We start from the raw sequence: 19,199 nt of genomic DNA, 5'->3' as shown, positions 1-19,199 counted from the left end.
TTACAGCGTGCGGCATAGCCTTCCCTCCTATGGATTGTCGTATCCAGCTTTTACAGTTACGCCGATTTGCTTTCTTCCTTTCGTAAACGAGGGTCCTTAAATTTGAATATTTTGTTTAGCATATTAAAGATAGGCTTTGACTGCTTTGTCAGAAGTGGTCCAAGAATTGCCAGTATGAGTACATAGATGGCTGCAAAAGGTTGAACAATATCAAGCAAACCGCCTTCTTTACTCAAGTTGGCCATGATGATCGAAAATTCGCCTCGCGCCACAATAGTTAAACCGATATTTGCGGATGCTTTGGGAGATAAGGACGCCGTACGCCCAGCCAGCATACCCGCCCAAATATTACCAAATAGTGTGAGAAGGACTGCTGCCAGCGCAAGCCATATGGCGTTACCTCCTAAGGACAGCGGATCAATGGAGAGTCCGAAGCTGAAGAAGAACAGGGCACCGAAGAAATCACGGAAAGGAACAATTAAATGTTCAATCCGTTTGGCGTGTTCCGTTTCGGCCAGTACTAGACCAACCAGCAGGGCTCCAATAGCTTCCGCTACATGAATCGTTTCCGAAAAGCCAGCCACCAGAAACAGTGAGCCAAAAACAACAAGTCCGAATACCTCATTGGAGCGGATACGGAGAATCCGATTTAGCAGAGGGACGGCCTTTCGACCGATAATAATAACTGCAAGCATAAAGCCAAGCGCGATGAGTGCCGATAGCAGTACACCCCCGAGCGAGGAAGAATCGCTAAGAACCAATCCGGAGAGGATGGAGATGTAGACGGCGAGGAAAACATCCTCAAACATAATAATACCTAAAATCATTTCTGTTTCAGCATTAGCGGTACGCTTGAGATCGACCAGCACCTTGGCTGCAATAGCACTGGATGATATTGTCGTAATTCCGGCAATAACCAGTGTCTCTGCTACAGGAAAGCCGCTCAGAAAGCCCAGAGCCAGCCCCAGTGTAAAATTGATGCCAATATAAATGGTACCGCCTACAGCAATGGAACGACCTGATTTAATCAACCGACCTACTGAGAACTCCAGCCCTAAGTAGAAGAGAAGAAACAGCACTCCGATTCTCCCCATAAAATCAATAAACGGGGCGCTTTCGATAAACCGAAAATCAAAATGCCATAGCTCCATCGCATGCGGTCCAACTGCCATTCCGATCAGAATATAAAAAGGGATGACCGAGAAGCGCAGTTTGGAGGATATCAGCCCGGCTGCAGCGATTAGAGCAATAGCCAAACCAACCTCAAATACCAGATGATCCATCCAATCACCCGCTTCCGTTCATAAGGATTTGTTTAAAGCGTTTCTGCTGGTCACGTTCTCCAACAACAACTACAGTGGCATCATCGCTAATAATCACTTCAGGGCCAGGATTTACATATTTTTTTCCCTTTTTCTCCACAATGGCAATAACCGTGGCGCCCGAATTTTGCCTTACATCCAGCTCCCCGATGGATTTGCCAACACTTGCATAGTGGGATTCCACTCTATACCATTCGATAATAAAATCGTCAAAAGTCATTTCTACACTTTCAAGCTGCTTGGGCTTATAAGTCATACCTCCGATGATAGAGGCTACCAATCGTGCTTCCTGATCATTCAGGGTTGTCATAGAAATGCTTTGTTCCAGATCCTCGTAATCAAAGTGATATAGTTCACGTCTGCCATCATCATGAATAATAATGACAATTCGGTCACCACTCTCCGCATCTATTCGATACTTAATTCCGATTCCTGGCAAAATAGACTCTCGAATATCCATTTATAAAGCCTCCTGTATAATACGTTTATTTAAGTGAATGATATGGGAAATAAATCACATACTTTGGGAGTGACATGATAAAATTAGAATTCATTAAATTTTAAATAAGGATGAAAAATGAAATTTTACGCATTAGATGAATAGGAAAAATTAGCAAAGAGACATGCAAATGTGGTGATATGCATGCTAAAAGGAGGTTAAGCCACATAACTAGAGGTGAATTTGATGGGGAACAAGAATAATTGCTTCTTTAGCTTACAGATGACAGGAATAAAAGGCAGACGTAGTTTAGGAATGCTCATGAGCAGCACAAGCGCTATCAAAATGACAAAGGGAAGTGATTTAGCCGCAGCAATCACCAGATGAAGTAACGGGGAGGATTTGCGCACCGCTGGTTTGGAATGATGTTCCAGACCGTGAGAGTCCGTTTCTAACGAAGTAACATCAGCCTGAAGCATAAGTGAAGAACCCGAAGTAAATTGTAGGGATTGAGTGGTGTCTTCCGCGTGAAACGTCACAGGTAGGGACAAAATCTGAACGAGGCTCAATATGACAATCATGAAAGTACGCAGCATGTTCAGCATCGTTGACATCTTATCTCCTCCCTCTTGTGAAAAATTCATATCACTATAACCTTAACATACCCCGCCCTAAATATTCAAACGGCTTTCGTTTTTTACCTAATCACGGTAATTGTTTATAACACGCTTCAAGTCTCTTTGAAACCTGATCAGCCTCTTTTGCATATGTCTTTCTGTTTCCAGTCGTTCACTTCGTATAACCCTTCGGAGGCCGCCATATACTGAAAGCAGTGATCGAAAGGAGTGAGCCAATGGAACTGTTTACAGTGTGGACCAATACAGACGGAGATCAAGAAACCGACCGTTTTTACGAAGTGGTCAAAAGTAGAACCAAGGGACTACATATGTCACGGCGCGGATTTCGATTCACTTTCAGACAGCTGGACAACAAAGTGGCATGGACCTGCAAGGGCACTGAAAGCAATTCGGCGTTTGAAAGCTTTCTTCCCTGTGTATACAGCATCATGTCTTCGGCAATAGCGGATTATATTATCGAAGTCAGGGAGTGGAGGATACTCAATCATATTCTCAACAAAGCCTGCTCGTTGCTGGAGAAAGAGGACGTTGAACAAATTCGTAGTATGATTCGCTCACTGTTAAATGATGATGGTCCCCGAGGACGTTTAAAGCGTCATGGTAAGCTGACCACTCTCCTGGAAAAGGATTTCAAGGAGCTTCGTGTGATCAATTTGGAAGGGCTTATTCAATTCAGACTGCATGTGTATAAAAAAGAGCTTGAAGAAATCGTTGACTATGCCATGGAAGAATTCTGGGCAGATCGGCAATACGAAGAATTTATGGGGCTGCTTAAATATTTTGTGTTTTTTCAGGAAAGCAAAGTTCCACTCGTGCATGTACTTCACCAAGGGGGGCATGATTTTACCATTCTCGATAGTGCCATGGTGCCCATACCGACTCCTGATGCAGATGATATTATTGTGGAAATGCCCGGTATTGAACTGGAGATGGAGGTTGAAGATCGAATCGTCAGTACCCTTATTTCGATATCTCCTGCTTCCATTATATTGCACACAGACGATGAGCACACCCCTATTGTGCGGACGCTCCTGCATATTTTTGAAGATAAAGTGAAGCTAAGCAGACTTTATCCGGGGCAGGATGTTCAAAAATAATCAATAGTTCGTATAAACCCATGGATTTCTGGAAAGCCTTTGCCTCAAGGGGAGGTTTTTTATGAGATCCATGTTGGTATGGAAACGGGTTTTGGGAACCATGTTAATCGCAATTTGTCTGGTATTGCCAGGCAATGAGGTTTACGGTCACAAAGAACCGGTCCAGCATAAGAAATGGCAGTCTGCACCTGTTTTAGCTCCACGCGAAGAGCAGGTTATTACGACCATGACGGTCACGGCAACAGGATATACAGCAGGCTATGAATCCACTGGCAAACGGCCGAATCATCCGGGTTACGGTATTACGTATTCCGGTGTAAAAGTGCGTCGTGACAAAAATACACTGTCCACGATTGCGGCTGATCCGAAGATGTTTCCTTTGGGCAGCATATTGTACATTCCAGGTTACGGCTACGGGATTGTAGCAGATACAGGTTCAGCGATTAAAGGCAATAAAATTGACTTGTATTTTAAAACAATCCGGCAGGTGTATTCTGAATGGGGCAAGAAAGATGTGGATGTTCAAATCATAAAAAAAGGAAACGGAAAGTGTACGGAAAAAATGATAAAATCGCTGCAAAAGGCGATAGAAACGCATAAGACCATTCCGCCCGAGACACTGGATGCTTCCATATAATCCTTGAATATTGTTTTTCCTGACTTCACATACTATGTTTCGGGATGAGCTTATCCCGCAAAACCATACTGGGAGGTTGAGGAAATATGCCAAATCAAGGCGGAAGTTCTTTCACGAACAAAGGCTTCAAGGCAAACACAGGAAATCAGTTCAAAGCGGAATTTGCACAAGACGATACGGTAGGCGTTGTTTCTCAAAAGGTAAAGCAGTCTGAACAAAATAAAATTCAAGACAACTTCCAAACACCAAATGAGAAGTATGACGAAGAATTTGCTACAGATCAAGGCGGTACAAGTGCAGTAGCGCAAAAAGTTCAAAACTCCAGTCGCAGCAAAATTCAAAGCAATGCACAAACACCGAACGAAAAGTTCGACGAGAACTTTAACACAAAATAAAAAAGCATACTCAACGCGAAATGCTCCGGATTGATTCCGGAGCATTTCGCGTTGAGTAAAAGTGGCTAGATACAATAGGTCTGAGGTTTTATCTCCTTTTTAATTTTTTTTAAGGTGGAATTAAGGTTTAAAGTGCAAAATAAAGTCAGTTAAACAACACCACCTTGAAGCATAGGGTTTGGGAGGAGATATACAATGGACGAATTTAAAAATAATAATTCCGGGCGCCGGAACGACAATGATCAGGTTGATAACGATAAAGCAACTCGGCAAAACGATTCAAACGGTTCCTCATATTATTATTCCTATGGCCCTTTTTCCTCAGTGCAGTCGGACGGACAACGCAGGGAAGGGCAGTCGGTGGAGGACGTTGAGATTACGCCACCGCAGGCAGTGAGACCGCTTCCTTCCTCTTATCAACGTGCTATGCCTGAGCAACAGGATGGTTCTGGTCGGAATAGTGGAAACTGGCAATTTAAACCCAATAAACCCAAGTCGCAGGTAAAAACGATCTTATTATCTTTTTTAGCCGGAATGCTGGTCATTACGGTATTGATGTATACAGCTGACCGAACCAATATGTTCACACCGGAGACAGCGTTGACTTCGGCGGCAGCTGAAAGCGGAGAAACGACGAATTCGGGAACCGCTAACTCGTCTCCAAGCGCAGTTCCGGCTGTGATGCCTTCAGGTACGGCTGATGTTCAATCTGTTGTGGCCAAGGCTGGTCCGGCAGTCGTCAAAATTGAAACGCTTGCCAAGCAATCGAGTGCTGGCAGCGGCAGACAAAGCAGCCCTTATTACAATGACCCGCTGTATCAATACTTTTTCGGTAATCAGTATGGCGATAGTGGCAGCAGCGGCAATAGTAACGAAAATGAAGGTAGCAACAGTGGACAGCTGACTCCGCTGGGTATTGGTTCCGGTTTTATTTTTGATAAATCGGGTTACGTCCTGACCAACAACCATGTTGTGGAAGGCGCGAGTGTGGTTCAGGTTACAGTAGAGGGAACCAACAAGCCTTACGAAGCCAAGGTCTTGGGCAAAAATGCAGATCTAGATTTGGCAGTTCTTAAAATTGAAGGAAAAAATAACTTCCCTACCGTAACCTTGGGAGACTCCGATAACGCTAAAGTCGGCGAGTGGATGGTTGCAATCGGTAACCCAGAAGGCTTTGAACATTCAGTAACAGCCGGTGTGCTAAGTGCGAAAGAGCGTACTATCACCATTAACAGTGAATCAACTGGAAAACCGACGCAATACAAGCATCTCATCCAGACGGATGCCTCCATTAATCCTGGTAACTCTGGCGGACCGTTGTTAAATCTTCAAGGGCAGGTTATCGGTATGAACGTAGCTGTGAGTGCAGATGCACAGGGGATCGGGTTTGCGATTCCGTCCAATACGATTTTGGAAGTCGTCGATAAGCTGAAAAATAACCAACCTATTCCGAAAGAACCTGTACCTTTCATTGGTGCAAGTCTGCTAAACTTGAGCCCTGAAGTAGCCAAGGAATTGGGTACATCTCTGACCGAAGGTTCGGTTGTTCGGGATATTATATACAAATCACCAGCTTATCAGGCCGATCTGCGTCCTTACGATGTAATTATCGGAGCCAATGGCACGCCTTATAGCACATCACAGGAGTTAATTCAATTTATCCAAAAACAAAAAGTGGGTACAGCACTTACGCTTAACATCGAACGAGCCGGGCAGAAAAAAGATATTCAGCTGAAAATAGGCAACAAAAATGATTTTAGCTCGACTCTTCAGCAGTAAGAGAATAACTCTAAAATTGAACATGAACGTAAGAAACGGAAGGAAGACGCCCCTTCCGTTTCTTGCTGTATGCGGTGGCAAGATGCTACACGCGTCTACTCCTGCTACAATAGAGGGAAAAGAAGAAGAGATAAAGGAGTTTGATCGTGTATGCGTTCTACTATTCTGATCATTGATGACGATGAAAAAATCGTATCCATGCTGCGCAGAGGGCTGGCTTTTGAAGGATATGAAGTGCTGACAGCCGCCAATGGAGCAGAGGGATTAAATAAAATGCTAACAGCTGAGCCTGATTTGGTCGTGCTGGATGTAATGATGCCGCAGGTCGATGGTTTTGAGGTTTGCCGGCGTATGCGAGAGGGAGGAAGCACGGTACCTGTCCTAATGCTTACAGCCAAGGATGAGGTGGAGAACCGGGTGAAGGGTCTGGATCTGGGGGCTGATGATTATCTCGTGAAGCCGTTTGCTCTGGAGGAGCTGCTAGCACGAGTGCGAGCGCTTTTGCGGCGTAAAACTGAACAGCAGGACAATAATGGGAACCGGCTTACCTTCGAGGATTTACAACTGGATAATGAATCGCGTGAAGTGGTTCGTGGTGGCAAACGCTTGGAACTGACGGCCAAAGAATTTGAACTGCTCCATTTGTTCATGCAAAACCCGAAACGCGTTCTGTCGCGTGATCTGATTATGGATAAAATTTGGGGCTATGACTATAGCGGGGAATCGAATGTGCTGGAAGTATATATTGCCATGTTGCGACAAAAAACCGAGCAGGATGGTGGCAAACGGCTTATTCGTACCATTCGGGGAGCTGGCTATATTTTAAGAGGTGATGTGTAATATGTCTATTAGGTGGCGGCTGACAGCTTGGTATTCGAGCATCTTGGCTATAGTGCTTGTCATTTTTGGTCTGGCTATTTACGGACTAGTATATTACTACACATATAATGAAGTGAAAAGTCAGCTTATGACTCAGGCGCCACAGATTAACAAGCAATTACGCCTTATTATAAAAGGGGGATTGTTTGAGGTCCCTAACCTGGATCTGGGATTGGAGCAGGGGCGTGGAATAGATGACTCACAGCTCTATGTTCAAATTTACAATTATACGTCCGGTGTAACTAAAACGACCCAAAATATGAAAGACCTTAGTATCACCTTCCCTGTTCCGTCTACAGCGGCAGGAGCAGTTCAAAATGAGGGAGTTCGGCGTGTGAACGTAAATGGTGATTCCTTTATGATTTATCAACAGTCAATTAAATCCGAGGAATTGGGCTTGGTGGTCGGGCTGCTACAGGTAGGGCAATTCACGGGCTCTCAGGACCGACTCATGAACAGGTTACAAAATGTGCTTGTGTACGGTTCGTTATTTGCCTTACTGGCTGCTGCGACCTCTGGTCTCTTCCTGGCTCGTAAATCTATGAAGCCGCTGGTTAAGGTCATTGAGGGGGCCAATCAGATTCAATCGAGCAATGATTTGAGTGTTCGGATTGAATATGACGGTCCGCCAGATGAAATTGGACAATTGATCGGGACGGTTAACAACATGCTGGGGCGTACAGAAGTGTTCTACAAGGAACTTGAAGATGCATATGGTGCGCAGCGCCGCTTTGTGGCCGATGCTTCCCATGAACTGCGCACACCCTTGACAACGATTCGTGGCAACGTTGATTTTCTGCTCAAAATGTGGACTACTGAACCGGGCGAGCGACCGAATATGGATGAAGCCATGATTCGCGAGCTTTCCATGGAGGCGCTGAATGACATGGCGGATGAAGGCAAACGAATGAGTCGCTTGGTGAGCGATATGTTGTCACTCGCAAGAGCGGACACAGGGAAAACGTTCGATAAGATGCCTGTTGCGCTGGAGCCGCTCGTAAACGAGGTTGCTCGTCGTGCTCAGTTTTTGGAGCGAACGGCCGAATGGAATGTAGGCGACTTTTCGTTGTTGAATGGTATTTATATGGACGGAAGCAAAGATTATTTGCAGCAAATGCTATTCATTTTCATTGATAATGCTTTTAAGTATACACCTGAAGGCACAGTCCGATTTGATGCGATTGTATATCAGGGACAGGTGGGGCTACGAATCAGTGATACAGGCATTGGTATGGACAAAAGTGAGGTTCCCTTTATTTTTGACCGGTTTTACCGGGCAGATGAGTCACGCGGCGTGACAGAGGGAATTGGCTTGGGATTATCGATTGCCAAGTGGATTATTGATGAACATCAGGGGTCTGTGGAAGTGGTTACGCGCCAAGGAGAAGGAACGACCTTTGTCATTTGGCTTCCAGTCAGCTTTTCCGCGCCTTTGGAATAGGCTATAATAGGAGGGGAACTACATCATAGAATTGGCCGGTAGAGGCATAAAAGCCCACAGCTGTCCAGTTATTGGAGCTGTATACTGTGTCGAAGAAAGTGGGGGCTATTTTTGGAGGTACTCAGAATTTCGCCCCGGGGTTACTGCTACGGCGTAGTCGATGCCATGGTATTGGCTCGTCAGGCAGCCAGAAATTTGGATTTACCCCGGCCTATTTATATACTAGGCATGATTGTTCATAACAGTCATGTTACCAATTCCTTTGAAGACGAAGGGATCATTACATTGGACGGACCGAACCGGATGGAGATTTTAAGCCAGGTAGAGAGTGGTACTGTCATCTTCACTGCTCATGGCGTATCACCAGAGGTTCGCAAGCTGGCACGTGACAAGGGATTGACTACGGTTGACGCAACCTGTCCTGACGTGACGAAGACACATGATCTGATCCGGGAGAAGTCAGCCGAAGGCTATCAGATTGTTTATATTGGCAAAAAGAATCATCCAGAGCCAGAGGGAGCTATCGGTATTGCTCCTGACCATGTTCATCTGATTGAAAAGGAAGAAGAGATTGACGGTCTTACACTGTCAGCAGACAAAATCCTGATTACGAACCAGACAACCATGAGTCAATGGGACATCAAGCACATTATGAAGAAGCTGTTGGAGAAGTACCCAGGTGCCGAAATACACAATGAAATCTGTTTGGCGACGCAGGTACGTCAGGAAGCGGTAGCTGAGCAGGCAGGACAGGCGGATCTGGTAATTGTAGTCGGTGACCCGCGAAGCAACAATTCCAACCGATTGGCTCAGGTGTCGGAGGAAATAGCTGGTACCACGGCTTATCGTATTTCTGATATAACCGAGCTGAAGAGGGAGTGGCTTGAGGGCGTAGCCAAAGTAGCTGTGACCTCCGGGGCTTCAACACCTACGCTGATTACCAAAGAGGTCATTACGTATTTGGAACAGTATGATGCGGATAACCCGGAAACATGGGAGATTCGGCGAACTATTGATATGAAAAAACTGTTGCCTCCTGTACGAGAAAAGTCAAAAACGACGAATTAGTATGTGATTGATTACAGCCGTTATTCGGATACAAAGTCCGGGTAGCGGCTTTTTTTAAACTGTTTAAGTGCCGATATTATCCAATTAGACCAGCTACACTAATTCAAAAAAATAGAACAAGTCGGGATAATTAAGCCTTGACGAGTCGAGCTAAAACAGGTATAGTTGCTTTAACGAATAAAAGCTTAAAAGCGAACAAGCGTCTAAGTGTCATAATATTATCCTATGTGGTTGTAAAATATGGTTTATAGAGAGGAAGAAAAAAATGATCGTAATCGCTGGTGTTCAAACACCTGAAGAACATATTCAAGCTATTGTTGAAGTTATTGAAAAAGAAGGATTGCAGGCTCATGTATCGCGAGGATCGGATCGTACGATTATCGGACTGATTGGAAGCGTAGAGCCGAAGCTGGCAGAACATCTACGCCAAATGAAGGGTGTAGAAAATGTGGTTAAAATTTCGAAGTCCTACAAATTGGCCAGCCGTGATTTTCATCCGGAAAATACGGTGATCTCCATCAAAGGTGTAAATATCGGCGGGGGCGAGCTAGTCGTTATGGGAGGACCATGTGCTGTTGAGTCTGCTGCACAGATCGATGAAATTGCCGGATTGGTCAAAGCTGCAGGCGCGCAAGTCCTTCGTGGAGGTGCTTTTAAGCCGCGTACAGGGCCATACAGCTTCCAAGGAACGGGTGTAGAAGGTTTAATCATGATGGCTGAGGCGGGCCAGAAGCACGATCTCTTGACCATCACAGAGGTCATGACACCTGAATACGTAGACATCTGCGCGGAATACGCCGATATTCTGCAAGTAGGTACACGTAATATGCAAAACTTTGATCTTCTGCGCAAGCTGGGTACTTGCGGCAAGCCAGTATTGCTCAAGCGCGGTTTCAGCTCGACTTATGACGAGTTCTTGAATGCTGCTGAGTACATCTTGGCAGGCGGCAATCCGAATGTTATGTTGTGTGAGCGCGGTATCCGTACATTCGAAACTTACACGAGAAATACGCTCGATTTGTCCGCGATCCCTGTTTTGCAACAGTTGAGCCATTTACCGGTCATTTCCGATCCTAGCCATGGCACAGGTAGACGTGAACTGGTTGTTCCTATGACGAAGGCTTCGGTAGCTGCCGGAGCGGATGGTTTAATTATTGAAATGCATACAGACCCTGACAACTCGATGACGGGTGATGGTGTACAGTCCCTATTCCCGGATCAATTTGCAGATTTACTAAAAGATTTAGAACTGTTAGCCCCTGCAATTGGGAAAACATTCCACACGCCTAGTGCCGTATCTAAAAACTAATTATTAACATTAATGCATAAAAGTTTTGCCGCAATGCAGTAAATGAGAGTAAAATCACCAAAAAGCCCGATGTTTCGGGCTTTTTGTATTGTTTAAATGTTATCAAGGGCGTAAGCATATCTAACATTAGTTTAAAAAATACCTTACATAGCTATTGACCCGTGTCATGTTTGAGATTTATAATGACGACAGAAAAAAACATTCGATCATGAACATTTCAGGGTTGTATAAGACTTAATGTTCGGAAAAATTGGGAGGAAGAAGACATGTCCGTTGAAAACGTATTGAAAACAATTCAAGAAAATAATATTGAGTGGGTAGATTTTCGTTTTGTAGATTTGTCTGGTCGTGCTCACCATATTTCGTTGCCAGCTTCCGAAGTAGATGAAGAAACATTTGTTAACGGTGTTGCTTTCGACGGTTCTTCCATTCCCGGCTATCGTGGCATTGAGGAATCCGACATGGTTATGCTGCCCGATCCAGAAGCGGTTTTTATCGACCCTTTCACTCAGCATCCTACACTGAATATCCTGTGTGACATTGCTACGCCAGACGGCGAAAAATATGACCGTGATCCTCGTGGCATTGCTAAAAAAGCTGAGGAATTTCTGCAATCCGCAGGAGTGGGCACAGCGGCATTCTTTGCACCTGAATCTGAATTTTTCATCTTTGATGATGTTCGCTACGAAAGTGGCATGAACAGCTCCTCCTTCTTCGTAGATTCTGAGGAAGCAGCTTGGAACACGAACCGCAAGGAAGAAGGCGGCAACCTGGGCTTTAAAGTGGGAGTGAAGGGCGGCTATGTACCTGTAGCACCAGTAGACACCCAACAAGACATTCGTAGTGAAATGTGCCGTTTGCTTGAAGAAGCAGGTCTGAGAATTGAGCGCCATCACCATGAGGTGGCTACAGCAGGCCAAGCGGAAATCAACTTCCGTTTTGATACACTCAAGAAAACAGCAGATAACCTGCTCGTTTATAAATACATTGTACACAACACAGCTCGTCAATATGGTAAAGTGGCAACATTCATGCCGAAACCAATTTTCGGGGACAACGGAAGTGGTATGCACGTTCACCAATCTATTTTTGACGGCGATACTCCTTTGTTCTACGAAAAAGGTGGTTATGCTAATCTGAGCGAAATGGCTCTTCATTACATTGGTGGTATTCTGTACCACGCACCTGCGTTGATCGCTTTGACCAACCCAAGTACCAACTCGTTCAAACGTCTCGTTCCTGGTTACGAAGCGCCGGTTAACCTGGTATTCTCCAAAGGTAACCGTTCTGCGGCTGTACGTATTCCAGTAGCGGCTGTTACTCCTAAAGGCTGTCGGATCGAGTTCCGTACACCGGACTCCACAGCTAACCCTTACCTCGCCTTCTCAGCAATGCTGATGGCGGGTCTGGATGGCATCAAGCGCAAACTGAACCCAATCGAATTGGGCTATGGTCCACTCGACACTAACATCTATGAGCTGTCTGATGCTGATAAAGGCAAAATCCGCAGTGTACCTGGTACACTGGATGAAGCTCTGGACGCTCTGGAAGCCGATTACGAATTCCTGACTGAGGGCGGCGTATTTACGAAGGACTTTATTGATAACTATGTAGAGTTCAAACGTTCTGAAGCTAAATCGGTGAATATCCGTGTTCATCCACATGAATACAGCTTGTATTTTGACTGCTAATACTGCATCGATAGCATAGCTGCTTTTGAATAACGCTCATTAGCCTGCGGGGAATAGTTGTTGTTCAAGATAGGTCTCCGGTCTCACGCCGGAGACCTTTTACCATTAAGAAGAATATTACAAAATGAAGATGTTAAATATATTAACATTCACAGCTTTGTCACATCGTAAAGGAATTCGGAAACATTTTTATACAAGTCTTGAACGCATTTATGAATACTGCTATCATAGCGATAATATCCACACCAGAGTAGAGAAGGGATGGGAAATTGTTGAGTAAGAGAGCCTACAATTTTAATGCAGGACCGGCGGCATTGCCGCTTAAAGTACTGGAACGTGTACAAGCTGAATTCGTAGATTTCCAGGGAACAGGGATGTCCATCATGGAAATGTCTCACCGTGGAGCCGTGTATGAATCTGTTCATAATGAGGCGCAGGAACGTTTGTTATCTCTGCTGGGCAACCCACAAGGCTACAAGGTGTTGTTCCTCCAAGGGGGGGCAAGTACGCAGTTTGCCATGCTGCCTTTAAATTTCTTGAGTGAAGAGCAGATCGGAAGCTATGTAATGACAGGTAGCTGGTCGGACAAGGCATATAAAGAAGCTAAGCTATTGGGCAAGGCTCACATTGCCGCCTCCTCCGCTGATGAGAAATACATGCGTCTTCCAAATGTGGATTCCTTGGACTTGCCTGAGAATACTGCATATGTGCATATGACGTCCAATGAGACGATTGAAGGTACACAATTTAAGCAATTCCCGGATACGGGTTCCGTACCGCTGATTGTGGACATGTCCAGTGATATTTTTTGCAAACCTTTTGATGTTACTCAATTTGGATTGATTTATGCTGGTGCGCAAAAAAATCTGGGACCTTCTGGTGTAACGGTCGTGGTTGCCCGTGAAGAGCTACTGGCTTCCTCACCAGGTAATATTCCTACAATGCTGCGTTACAGTACTTATCAAAAGAATAACTCTCTCTACAATACTCCCCCATCCTTTGCCATATACATGGTGAATGAAGTACTCAAATGGATCCAGGAGGAAGGCGGTTTAGAAGGCATCGAGCGTGTGAATCAGCAGAAAGCTGCTCTGCTATACGACCGTATTGACAGAAGCGAAGGCTTCTATCGTGGCTGTGTGGACAGTGCTGATCGTTCTATTATGAACGTAACCTTCCGCCTTGCAAATGAGGATCTGGAAAAACAATTTATTAAAGAATCCGAACAAGCGGGTTTCATCGGATTGAAGGGGCATCGTAGTGTAGGGGGGCTTCGCGCCTCGATCTACAATGCGGTTCCACTGGAGAACTGTCAAGCATTAGCCGAGTTTATGGATGGATTTAAGCAACGTAACAGTTGATTACACAGACATATATTTCGATACACGTATTTGAAATCGAAAAGTAAAAATAAAGCCTTCCCTGAATGTGTATAGGGGAAGGCTTTTAGTGGTGTAGGGAAATTGATATTTTTTTGTCGTTTGATGTCTATATCCCTCTGATTTTGTTAAAATGAAGAGAGTGCATGCTTTCAGCGTACACATTTTGGTTAGACTTTAGGTTATTTGTCTGATGAATTTAATGATGAAAGGAATGAAAAACTGATGCCATTACATATTGTGCTTGTCGAGCCGGAAATTCCAGCTAACACAGGGAATATTGCCAGAACATGTGCTGCAACCGGAACTCATCTGCATCTGGTTAAGCCACTGGGTTTTCGTACCGATGATGCTACGTTAAAACGGGCTGGGCTTGATTATTGGTATGCTGTCCACATTGAGTATCACGAGTCTTTTGCTGAAGTACAAGAGAAATATCAAGCAGGTCGCTTTTTTTATGCGACGACAAAGGCAAAACAGCAGTATAGTGATATTGAATTTCAGGATGGAGACTTTTTGGTATTTGGTAAAGAAACGAAAGGTTTGCCTCCTGAGCTGTTAGCTGCTAATCCTGATACATGTATCAAGATGCCAATGTCAGATAAAGTAAGATCTCTAAACTTGTCGAATTCCGCTGCGATTATTGTATATGAAGCGCTGAGACAATTGGATTTTCCAGGTTTATCGTAATAAACATCAATCGATCAAGTATAAATGCGAATAAAGAACCAGGACCATAGTTGCTGATAAAAGTTGCACTATTATTGCTCGAAAGTACAAGATAGTAGAGTTTGAATAAAGGATATATGGTCATAAATTTGCGGAAATTCTCTGTGAAAGCTAATGATAATTAGCTTTCCGGTCGATAAAAATATTATAGACATTCTGTACCATACTTTGATATGGTTCATGATTTTATGAAAAAATGTAATAAAATTTCCTGCGATCAGCAGGATTCGACAAAAAGACAGCGAATACTACATAAAGAATAGTGTCTTTGTACCTAGTTTTTCGCCTGGAAAGAAAATTGAAAGCTAATACTCAATAGGAGAGGTGTACGATCACGATGAAACCTGCCGGTGTGGTACGTAAAGTTGATCAGTTGGGGAGAATAGTTCTGCCTAAGTCACTACGTAAAAGATATCAAATGAATGAGGGAGATCCTGTCGAAATTTTGGTTCAGGGCGACCATATTATTTTGGAGCGTTATCGTCCAAAATGTGTATTCTGCGGCTCAATAGAACAAGTGAACGATTTCAAAGAACGTTATATTTGTGCTCAATGCTTGACAGAAATGACACAGTACTCCTCCTAAATGAGGCAAAAGCATCACGACATTCGTTCGTGATGCTTTTTTTCGGATAGAGCTATGCCTGAACAGCATATATTTAATTGGATAGTAAACTACACCTAACTATTTATAGAACAAAAAATGAGTAGGGACTGGACGCAAATTACCATCTGACGGTTTGTTTACGATTCGGCCGTTTAGTATAAGGGACGAGGAACCGCCGCCGTCCAAATTATAAGCATCTTGAACACCCAGATTGAACATCTTCCCTTGGAGTTCTTCGAGCGTTGCACCTGAACCCCCACTTTCATTGTAGCCGTCTACGACAATAATGAGCAACTGATCATCTTTATAGTTGCCAATGACTGTACGTGGAGCCCGCTTGGGAGAGACTTTCCATTTATCAGGAATAGGCACTTTTTGTCCCCTTTGTAACAGAACGGGAACGAAGGTAGCTCCAAAGGCAGGTTTTAAGCTGTCAAGAGCACCTTGATTGTAAAATTTGCCCCCAATAAGCTTGCCGTCGTTACTCAATCCAACGAATGACAAGTCCTTGAAACTCGACTGAAAGCCAGTAAGGTAGCGGCCGTTCAAGACAGTAGTGCTTAATGGATAGCGTTTGCCATCTCCATCGGCAAAGCCGCCTGCGTTGATGCCAGCAATAGCTCCGTGTCTCAAGACTGCACGCATGGTCGTTTCTGAGCCACCCAACTTGTCATTTCCCAAAGACATTTTCATTGCCGTAGGATCTTTAAGTTTGACTTTCATAGCGTATCCGTGATAAATTCCCGGGTTTACTTTAAATAATTCAATGGTAATCCGGTTGCTATCTACCTGGTAATAGGGAACACCCAGTTTGGCAGTGATGCGACGATTATAGATAACCGCGGGTCGCTTGGACTGCGCAGAGGCAGTCACGACAAGCTGATTCATCGTTTGGGTCGTTTGTTTGTAGAGCTCAGACGTCCGGCGAATCGTAGATAAGGTATACGTTGCTGTTTGCTTGGCTTCATCAAGCTGCTTGCCTACTGATTGCGCTTGTAGAGTGATTTCGGCTTTTTGCAGACTCGGAGATGTAGATTTAGGAAAGCTCAAAGGGGGATGCACTAACAAAATACACCCTAACAAACCGATAAAAGGAGCAAGGGCCAACATAAAGAACCGGTTTACTAGCTTTGTATCTACATTCATTTTAGCAAGTCCATTTTTTTCTGAAGTGTATTGAGTTGCTGCTTGACTTCATTTAATTGAGTATACAGTTTATTGCTATTATCGGTCTTGTTATTGGCATTATCCTTTGTAAAGGTCAGTAGTTCGTTGAAGGACTGAACTTTGCCCTGCAATCCGCTAACTTCCTTGGAAAGTGCAGTCAGTTGCTTTTCATAGTCGGATTTGAGTGCCTGAATCTGTTGGTCTGTATGGGTTTGCATTTCGTTTAGCATTTGCTGCTTCAAGTGATTGCTATACAGATAGGTTGCGAGAGCACCTAGTATAATAAGAATGAACCAAAATAGCAGAAAAGTCTTTACGGGCAACCCCTTTCTTGAATTGCTCCGCCGGGCTTCGGCAGGAGGACGTTCAGGTGAAGCTTGCATGCGATTTTCAACTCCCGTGTAAATTCAAATTTCCAGTCTTTATTTGCAGTACCAATTCTATCATGGGCCTATTTATTTCGCAAAAGCGAAATAGTCATATAAAAATATTGGAAAAAGAGATTGCATCGGAAGGAAGTCCTAGGATACAATTTCCTTAAATCGTTTTCGCTTCCTATACGTTCACATTTACGCAATTTCTACATAAGCATTCTTTAGTTTTATGATTATTTTCGTTAAATATGTATTTTTTTGTAAATCAGGAGGTTTAGATATGAGAAAAATATGGCAGGTGGTCATCATAGATATTCATCCTACAAGTATGCTGGGAACAAAGCTTATTTTGGAAGACCAGCAGGATTTGCTTGTTAGAGGGATGTCTTCCTCCGGCACAGAAGGCCTGGAGCTGGTTTGCTCCATTCGCCCGGAAATTATTTTAATGGACTATAGGTTGCCTGAGGGAACGGCGGAACCGTTTTTGACACAAATGCGGGTCTTGTCTCCGGACAGCCATATTGTTATTATGACGGATGAGGACAATATTACGTTGTTCCAGCAGTTAATCTCGCTTGGTGCAAATGGAATGCTATCCAAGCAGGCATCACCGAGCCAGTTAATTCACCTGATCAACGGTTTGCGCGAAGGATTTGCTTCATTACCGATGGATTGGATTCGTTGTGGAAACTGGCCATTTATGCCGTTAATGGCTTCGGAGCCTTTTGACGAATTGACGCAAACCGAAGTTTTTATTATGGAACGTATTGTACAGGGAATTACATATGACAAAATTGCTGTCGAGATCGAAGTTAGTCGGCGCTCCATTGATAATTATTTACGTAAAATTTATGCGAAATTAGGTGTGTCCAGCCGGGCGCAGGCGATTGAACGTTATGCCTTATATGCGCGTCAGATGAAGCAGTTATATGCTTGACGCGTCAGCCCGGAGATCATGACTATTTTCAGGAGAAGGAGGATGTTCATGCAATATTCCTTTGCTTCACGAACGGCTGCGATGTTGGCTTCTCCAGTGCGTCATATCCGGGAAAATGCGAGAAAACATTCCTTTATATCTTTGGCTGAAGAATTGCCCGCACAAGAGCTGTTTCCGGTGAAACTATTGGAAGAAGCGGCTCATGATGTGTTTGGCTCCGGCCCTGACGCCCTCCAGTATGGTGAACCGGAGGGTTATTTTCCGTTGCGGGCATGGCTTGCGGGAGAGTGGGAACAGCGTAAAGGAGTAAGAGTACCGCCAGGTCAAATCCTTCTCACCACAGGTAGCCAGCAGGCTATTGACTTGATCGTAAGGCTGATGGTGGATGAGCGTGATCCGGTATTGGTCGAGAACCCGACATCCCCTGGATGTTTGCAGGTGCTATCTATGCAAGGGGCGCAGGTCGTTCCTGTAGAATCAGATGGAGAGGGCGTTATTCCCGATAAGCTTGAAGCTTTAATGATCCGTTATCGTCCCAAGCTTTTTTTTGCTACGCCAACGTTTACGAATCCGACAGGCTCCTTATGGAGCGCGGCTAGACGGCAGGAAATTTTGGATCTGTGTAGACGTCATGAGGTGTTAGTCGTTGAGGACGATTCTTACGGTGAATTGCATTTTAAGACAAAGCACGAAACTCATGATAAGAGTCCGCATGCGCAGAGCCGAAAGTTTGCAGAGGCTTACCCCTCACTATTCGCGCTGGATCATGCGGGTCAGGGTGGTCAAGTGCTATATATCGGTTCATTTAATAAAACAGTTGCCCCTGCACTGCGAACTGGCTGGGCGGCTGGTCCTGCGCCGCTGATTGAAGGGATGTACGCCTTGAAGCAGCTGGCTGACGTGCAATCCAGTACGATGAACCAACGGCTGCTGTTCCAATTGCTGACCAACTCGCGTTTTCAATGGCACGAGCACTTGGCAATGTTGAACAAGGAATATTCAACTCGGCTCCAATTACTCTTAGAGCTGCTGAAGCGTCCGTTTTGGAAAGATGTGACGTATCATATTCCATCTGGTGGGATGTATGTGTGGGTGAAATTGCCCGCTGGGCTGGACAGCGCCTTGCTGCTCAAAGCGGCGCTACCCAAGGGTGTAGCCTTTATGCCAGGTGCGTTGTGTGCGGTTGGCGATGAAGGTGCGTCCCATATTCGCCTTAACTTTAGCCACCCGGGCCGAGAACAGCTGCTTATGGGCATGAATCTAATCGGTGAGACGATCGGAGAATTTACTGCGCGAAGCTAGTCAAAACAA

At 44.6% G+C, this 19,199-nt stretch carries 19 protein-coding genes; 14 read left to right on the top strand and 5 right to left on the bottom strand.

Going from position 1 to position 19,199, the window contains the following annotated elements; genetic code table 11:
- Window positions 1-56: 56 nt before the first annotated feature.
- The 3 genes from KSP24_RS19535 to KSP24_RS19525 all read right to left on the bottom strand — a co-directional run bounded on the left by KSP24_RS19535 (window position 57) and on the right by KSP24_RS19525 (window position 2,375).
- Window positions 57-1,283 (bottom strand): cation:proton antiporter, encoded by a 1,227-nt coding sequence (locus tag KSP24_RS19535; RefSeq protein WP_064963906.1) that lies wholly within the window; start codon window positions 1,281-1,283, stop codon window positions 57-59.
- 4 nt (window positions 1,284-1,287) lie between these two features.
- Window positions 1,288-1,782 carry a cation:proton antiporter regulatory subunit gene (locus KSP24_RS19530; RefSeq protein ID WP_017426654.1) on the bottom strand — a complete coding sequence of 165 codons (495 nt, stop codon included), beginning with the start codon at window positions 1,780-1,782 and terminating at the stop codon, window positions 1,288-1,290.
- Between the two features lie 197 nt (window positions 1,783-1,979).
- Window positions 1,980-2,375, bottom strand: coding sequence for a hypothetical protein (locus tag KSP24_RS19525; protein ID WP_064963905.1), 396 nt, complete (start codon window positions 2,373-2,375; stop codon window positions 1,980-1,982).
- Between the two features lie 239 nt (window positions 2,376-2,614).
- On the opposite strand from KSP24_RS19525, the gene KSP24_RS19520 reads away from it, so the two are divergent.
- The 12 genes from KSP24_RS19520 to KSP24_RS19465 all read left to right on the top strand — a co-directional run bounded on the left by KSP24_RS19520 (window position 2,615) and on the right by KSP24_RS19465 (window position 15,389).
- The gene (locus KSP24_RS19520; protein WP_025676387.1) at window positions 2,615-3,496 is read left to right on the top strand and encodes a putative sporulation protein YtxC; all 882 of its coding nucleotides are present in this window, start codon (window positions 2,615-2,617) and stop codon (window positions 3,494-3,496) included.
- A gap of 61 nt (window positions 3,497-3,557) precedes the next feature.
- Window positions 3,558-4,133: a 3D domain-containing protein gene (locus tag KSP24_RS19515; RefSeq protein WP_064963904.1), complete on the top strand. Its 576-nt coding sequence runs from the start codon at window positions 3,558-3,560 to the stop codon at window positions 4,131-4,133.
- 86 nt (window positions 4,134-4,219) lie between these two features.
- Entirely contained in the window at window positions 4,220-4,528 is a 309-nt protein-coding gene (locus KSP24_RS19510) for a hypothetical protein (RefSeq protein ID WP_013370127.1), read from the top strand.
- Between the two features lie 195 nt (window positions 4,529-4,723).
- Window positions 4,724-6,307 (top strand): S1C family serine protease, encoded by a 1,584-nt coding sequence (locus KSP24_RS19505; protein ID WP_064963903.1) that lies wholly within the window; start codon window positions 4,724-4,726, stop codon window positions 6,305-6,307.
- A gap of 150 nt (window positions 6,308-6,457) precedes the next feature.
- Window positions 6,458-7,147, top strand: a complete 690-nt coding sequence (locus KSP24_RS19500; protein WP_016820507.1) for a response regulator transcription factor — start codon at window positions 6,458-6,460, stop codon at window positions 7,145-7,147.
- 1 nt (window position 7,148) lies between these two features.
- Window positions 7,149-8,627, top strand: a complete 1,479-nt coding sequence (locus KSP24_RS19495; RefSeq protein ID WP_013370130.1) for a sensor histidine kinase — start codon at window positions 7,149-7,151, stop codon at window positions 8,625-8,627.
- A 111-nt stretch (window positions 8,628-8,738) separates the two neighbouring features.
- On the top strand, window positions 8,739-9,695 hold the full coding sequence (locus KSP24_RS19490; RefSeq protein ID WP_216976307.1) for a 4-hydroxy-3-methylbut-2-enyl diphosphate reductase: 957 nt from the start codon (window positions 8,739-8,741) through the stop codon (window positions 9,693-9,695).
- 265 nt (window positions 9,696-9,960) lie between these two features.
- Window positions 9,961-11,004, top strand: a complete 1,044-nt coding sequence (gene aroF, locus KSP24_RS19485; RefSeq protein WP_025676390.1) for a 3-deoxy-7-phosphoheptulonate synthase — start codon at window positions 9,961-9,963, stop codon at window positions 11,002-11,004.
- A 266-nt stretch (window positions 11,005-11,270) separates the two neighbouring features.
- The gene (gene glnA, locus KSP24_RS19480; RefSeq protein WP_216976305.1) at window positions 11,271-12,695 is read left to right on the top strand and encodes a type I glutamate--ammonia ligase; all 1,425 of its coding nucleotides are present in this window, start codon (window positions 11,271-11,273) and stop codon (window positions 12,693-12,695) included.
- Window positions 12,696-12,964: 269 nt separating this feature from the next.
- On the top strand, window positions 12,965-14,056 hold the full coding sequence (gene serC / locus KSP24_RS19475) for a 3-phosphoserine/phosphohydroxythreonine transaminase (RefSeq protein WP_013370136.1): 1,092 nt from the start codon (window positions 12,965-12,967) through the stop codon (window positions 14,054-14,056).
- A gap of 243 nt (window positions 14,057-14,299) precedes the next feature.
- A complete protein-coding gene (gene trmL / locus KSP24_RS19470) occupies window positions 14,300-14,764 on the top strand; it encodes a tRNA (uridine(34)/cytosine(34)/5-carboxymethylaminomethyluridine(34)-2'-O)-methyltransferase TrmL (protein WP_025676392.1) in 465 nt (154 codons plus the stop codon).
- Between the two features lie 376 nt (window positions 14,765-15,140).
- Complete coding sequence (locus KSP24_RS19465) at window positions 15,141-15,389, top strand: AbrB/MazE/SpoVT family DNA-binding domain-containing protein (RefSeq protein WP_014599574.1); 249 nt, start codon at window positions 15,141-15,143, stop codon at window positions 15,387-15,389.
- A 99-nt stretch (window positions 15,390-15,488) separates the two neighbouring features.
- Here the strand turns inward: KSP24_RS19465 and KSP24_RS19460 are convergent, their stop codons facing one another.
- Entirely contained in the window at window positions 15,489-16,556 is a 1,068-nt protein-coding gene (locus KSP24_RS19460; RefSeq protein ID WP_058711782.1) for a phosphodiester glycosidase family protein, read from the bottom strand.
- Window positions 16,553-16,960 (bottom strand): hypothetical protein, encoded by a 408-nt coding sequence (locus tag KSP24_RS19455; protein WP_013370140.1) that lies wholly within the window; start codon window positions 16,958-16,960, stop codon window positions 16,553-16,555. The genes KSP24_RS19460 and KSP24_RS19455 overlap by 4 nt, the downstream gene beginning before the upstream one ends.
- A 271-nt stretch (window positions 16,961-17,231) precedes the next feature.
- On the opposite strand from KSP24_RS19455, the gene KSP24_RS19450 reads away from it, so the two are divergent.
- Together KSP24_RS19450 and KSP24_RS19445 are read left to right on the top strand one after the other, a co-directional pair.
- The gene (locus KSP24_RS19450; RefSeq protein WP_165081466.1) at window positions 17,232-17,888 is read left to right on the top strand and encodes a response regulator transcription factor; all 657 of its coding nucleotides are present in this window, start codon (window positions 17,232-17,234) and stop codon (window positions 17,886-17,888) included.
- A gap of 48 nt (window positions 17,889-17,936) precedes the next feature.
- Window positions 17,937-19,190: an aminotransferase-like domain-containing protein gene (locus tag KSP24_RS19445; protein WP_013370142.1), complete on the top strand. Its 1,254-nt coding sequence runs from the start codon at window positions 17,937-17,939 to the stop codon at window positions 19,188-19,190.
- Window positions 19,191-19,199 lie beyond the last annotated feature (9 nt).

The organism is Paenibacillus sp. AK121, assembly GCF_019042715.1.
Lineage (GTDB): Bacteria > Bacillota > Bacilli > Paenibacillales > Paenibacillaceae > Paenibacillus > Paenibacillus polymyxa_C.
Note: the sequence above shows the minus strand (reverse complement) of the source record. Positions and strands in the feature narration are given on the sequence as shown.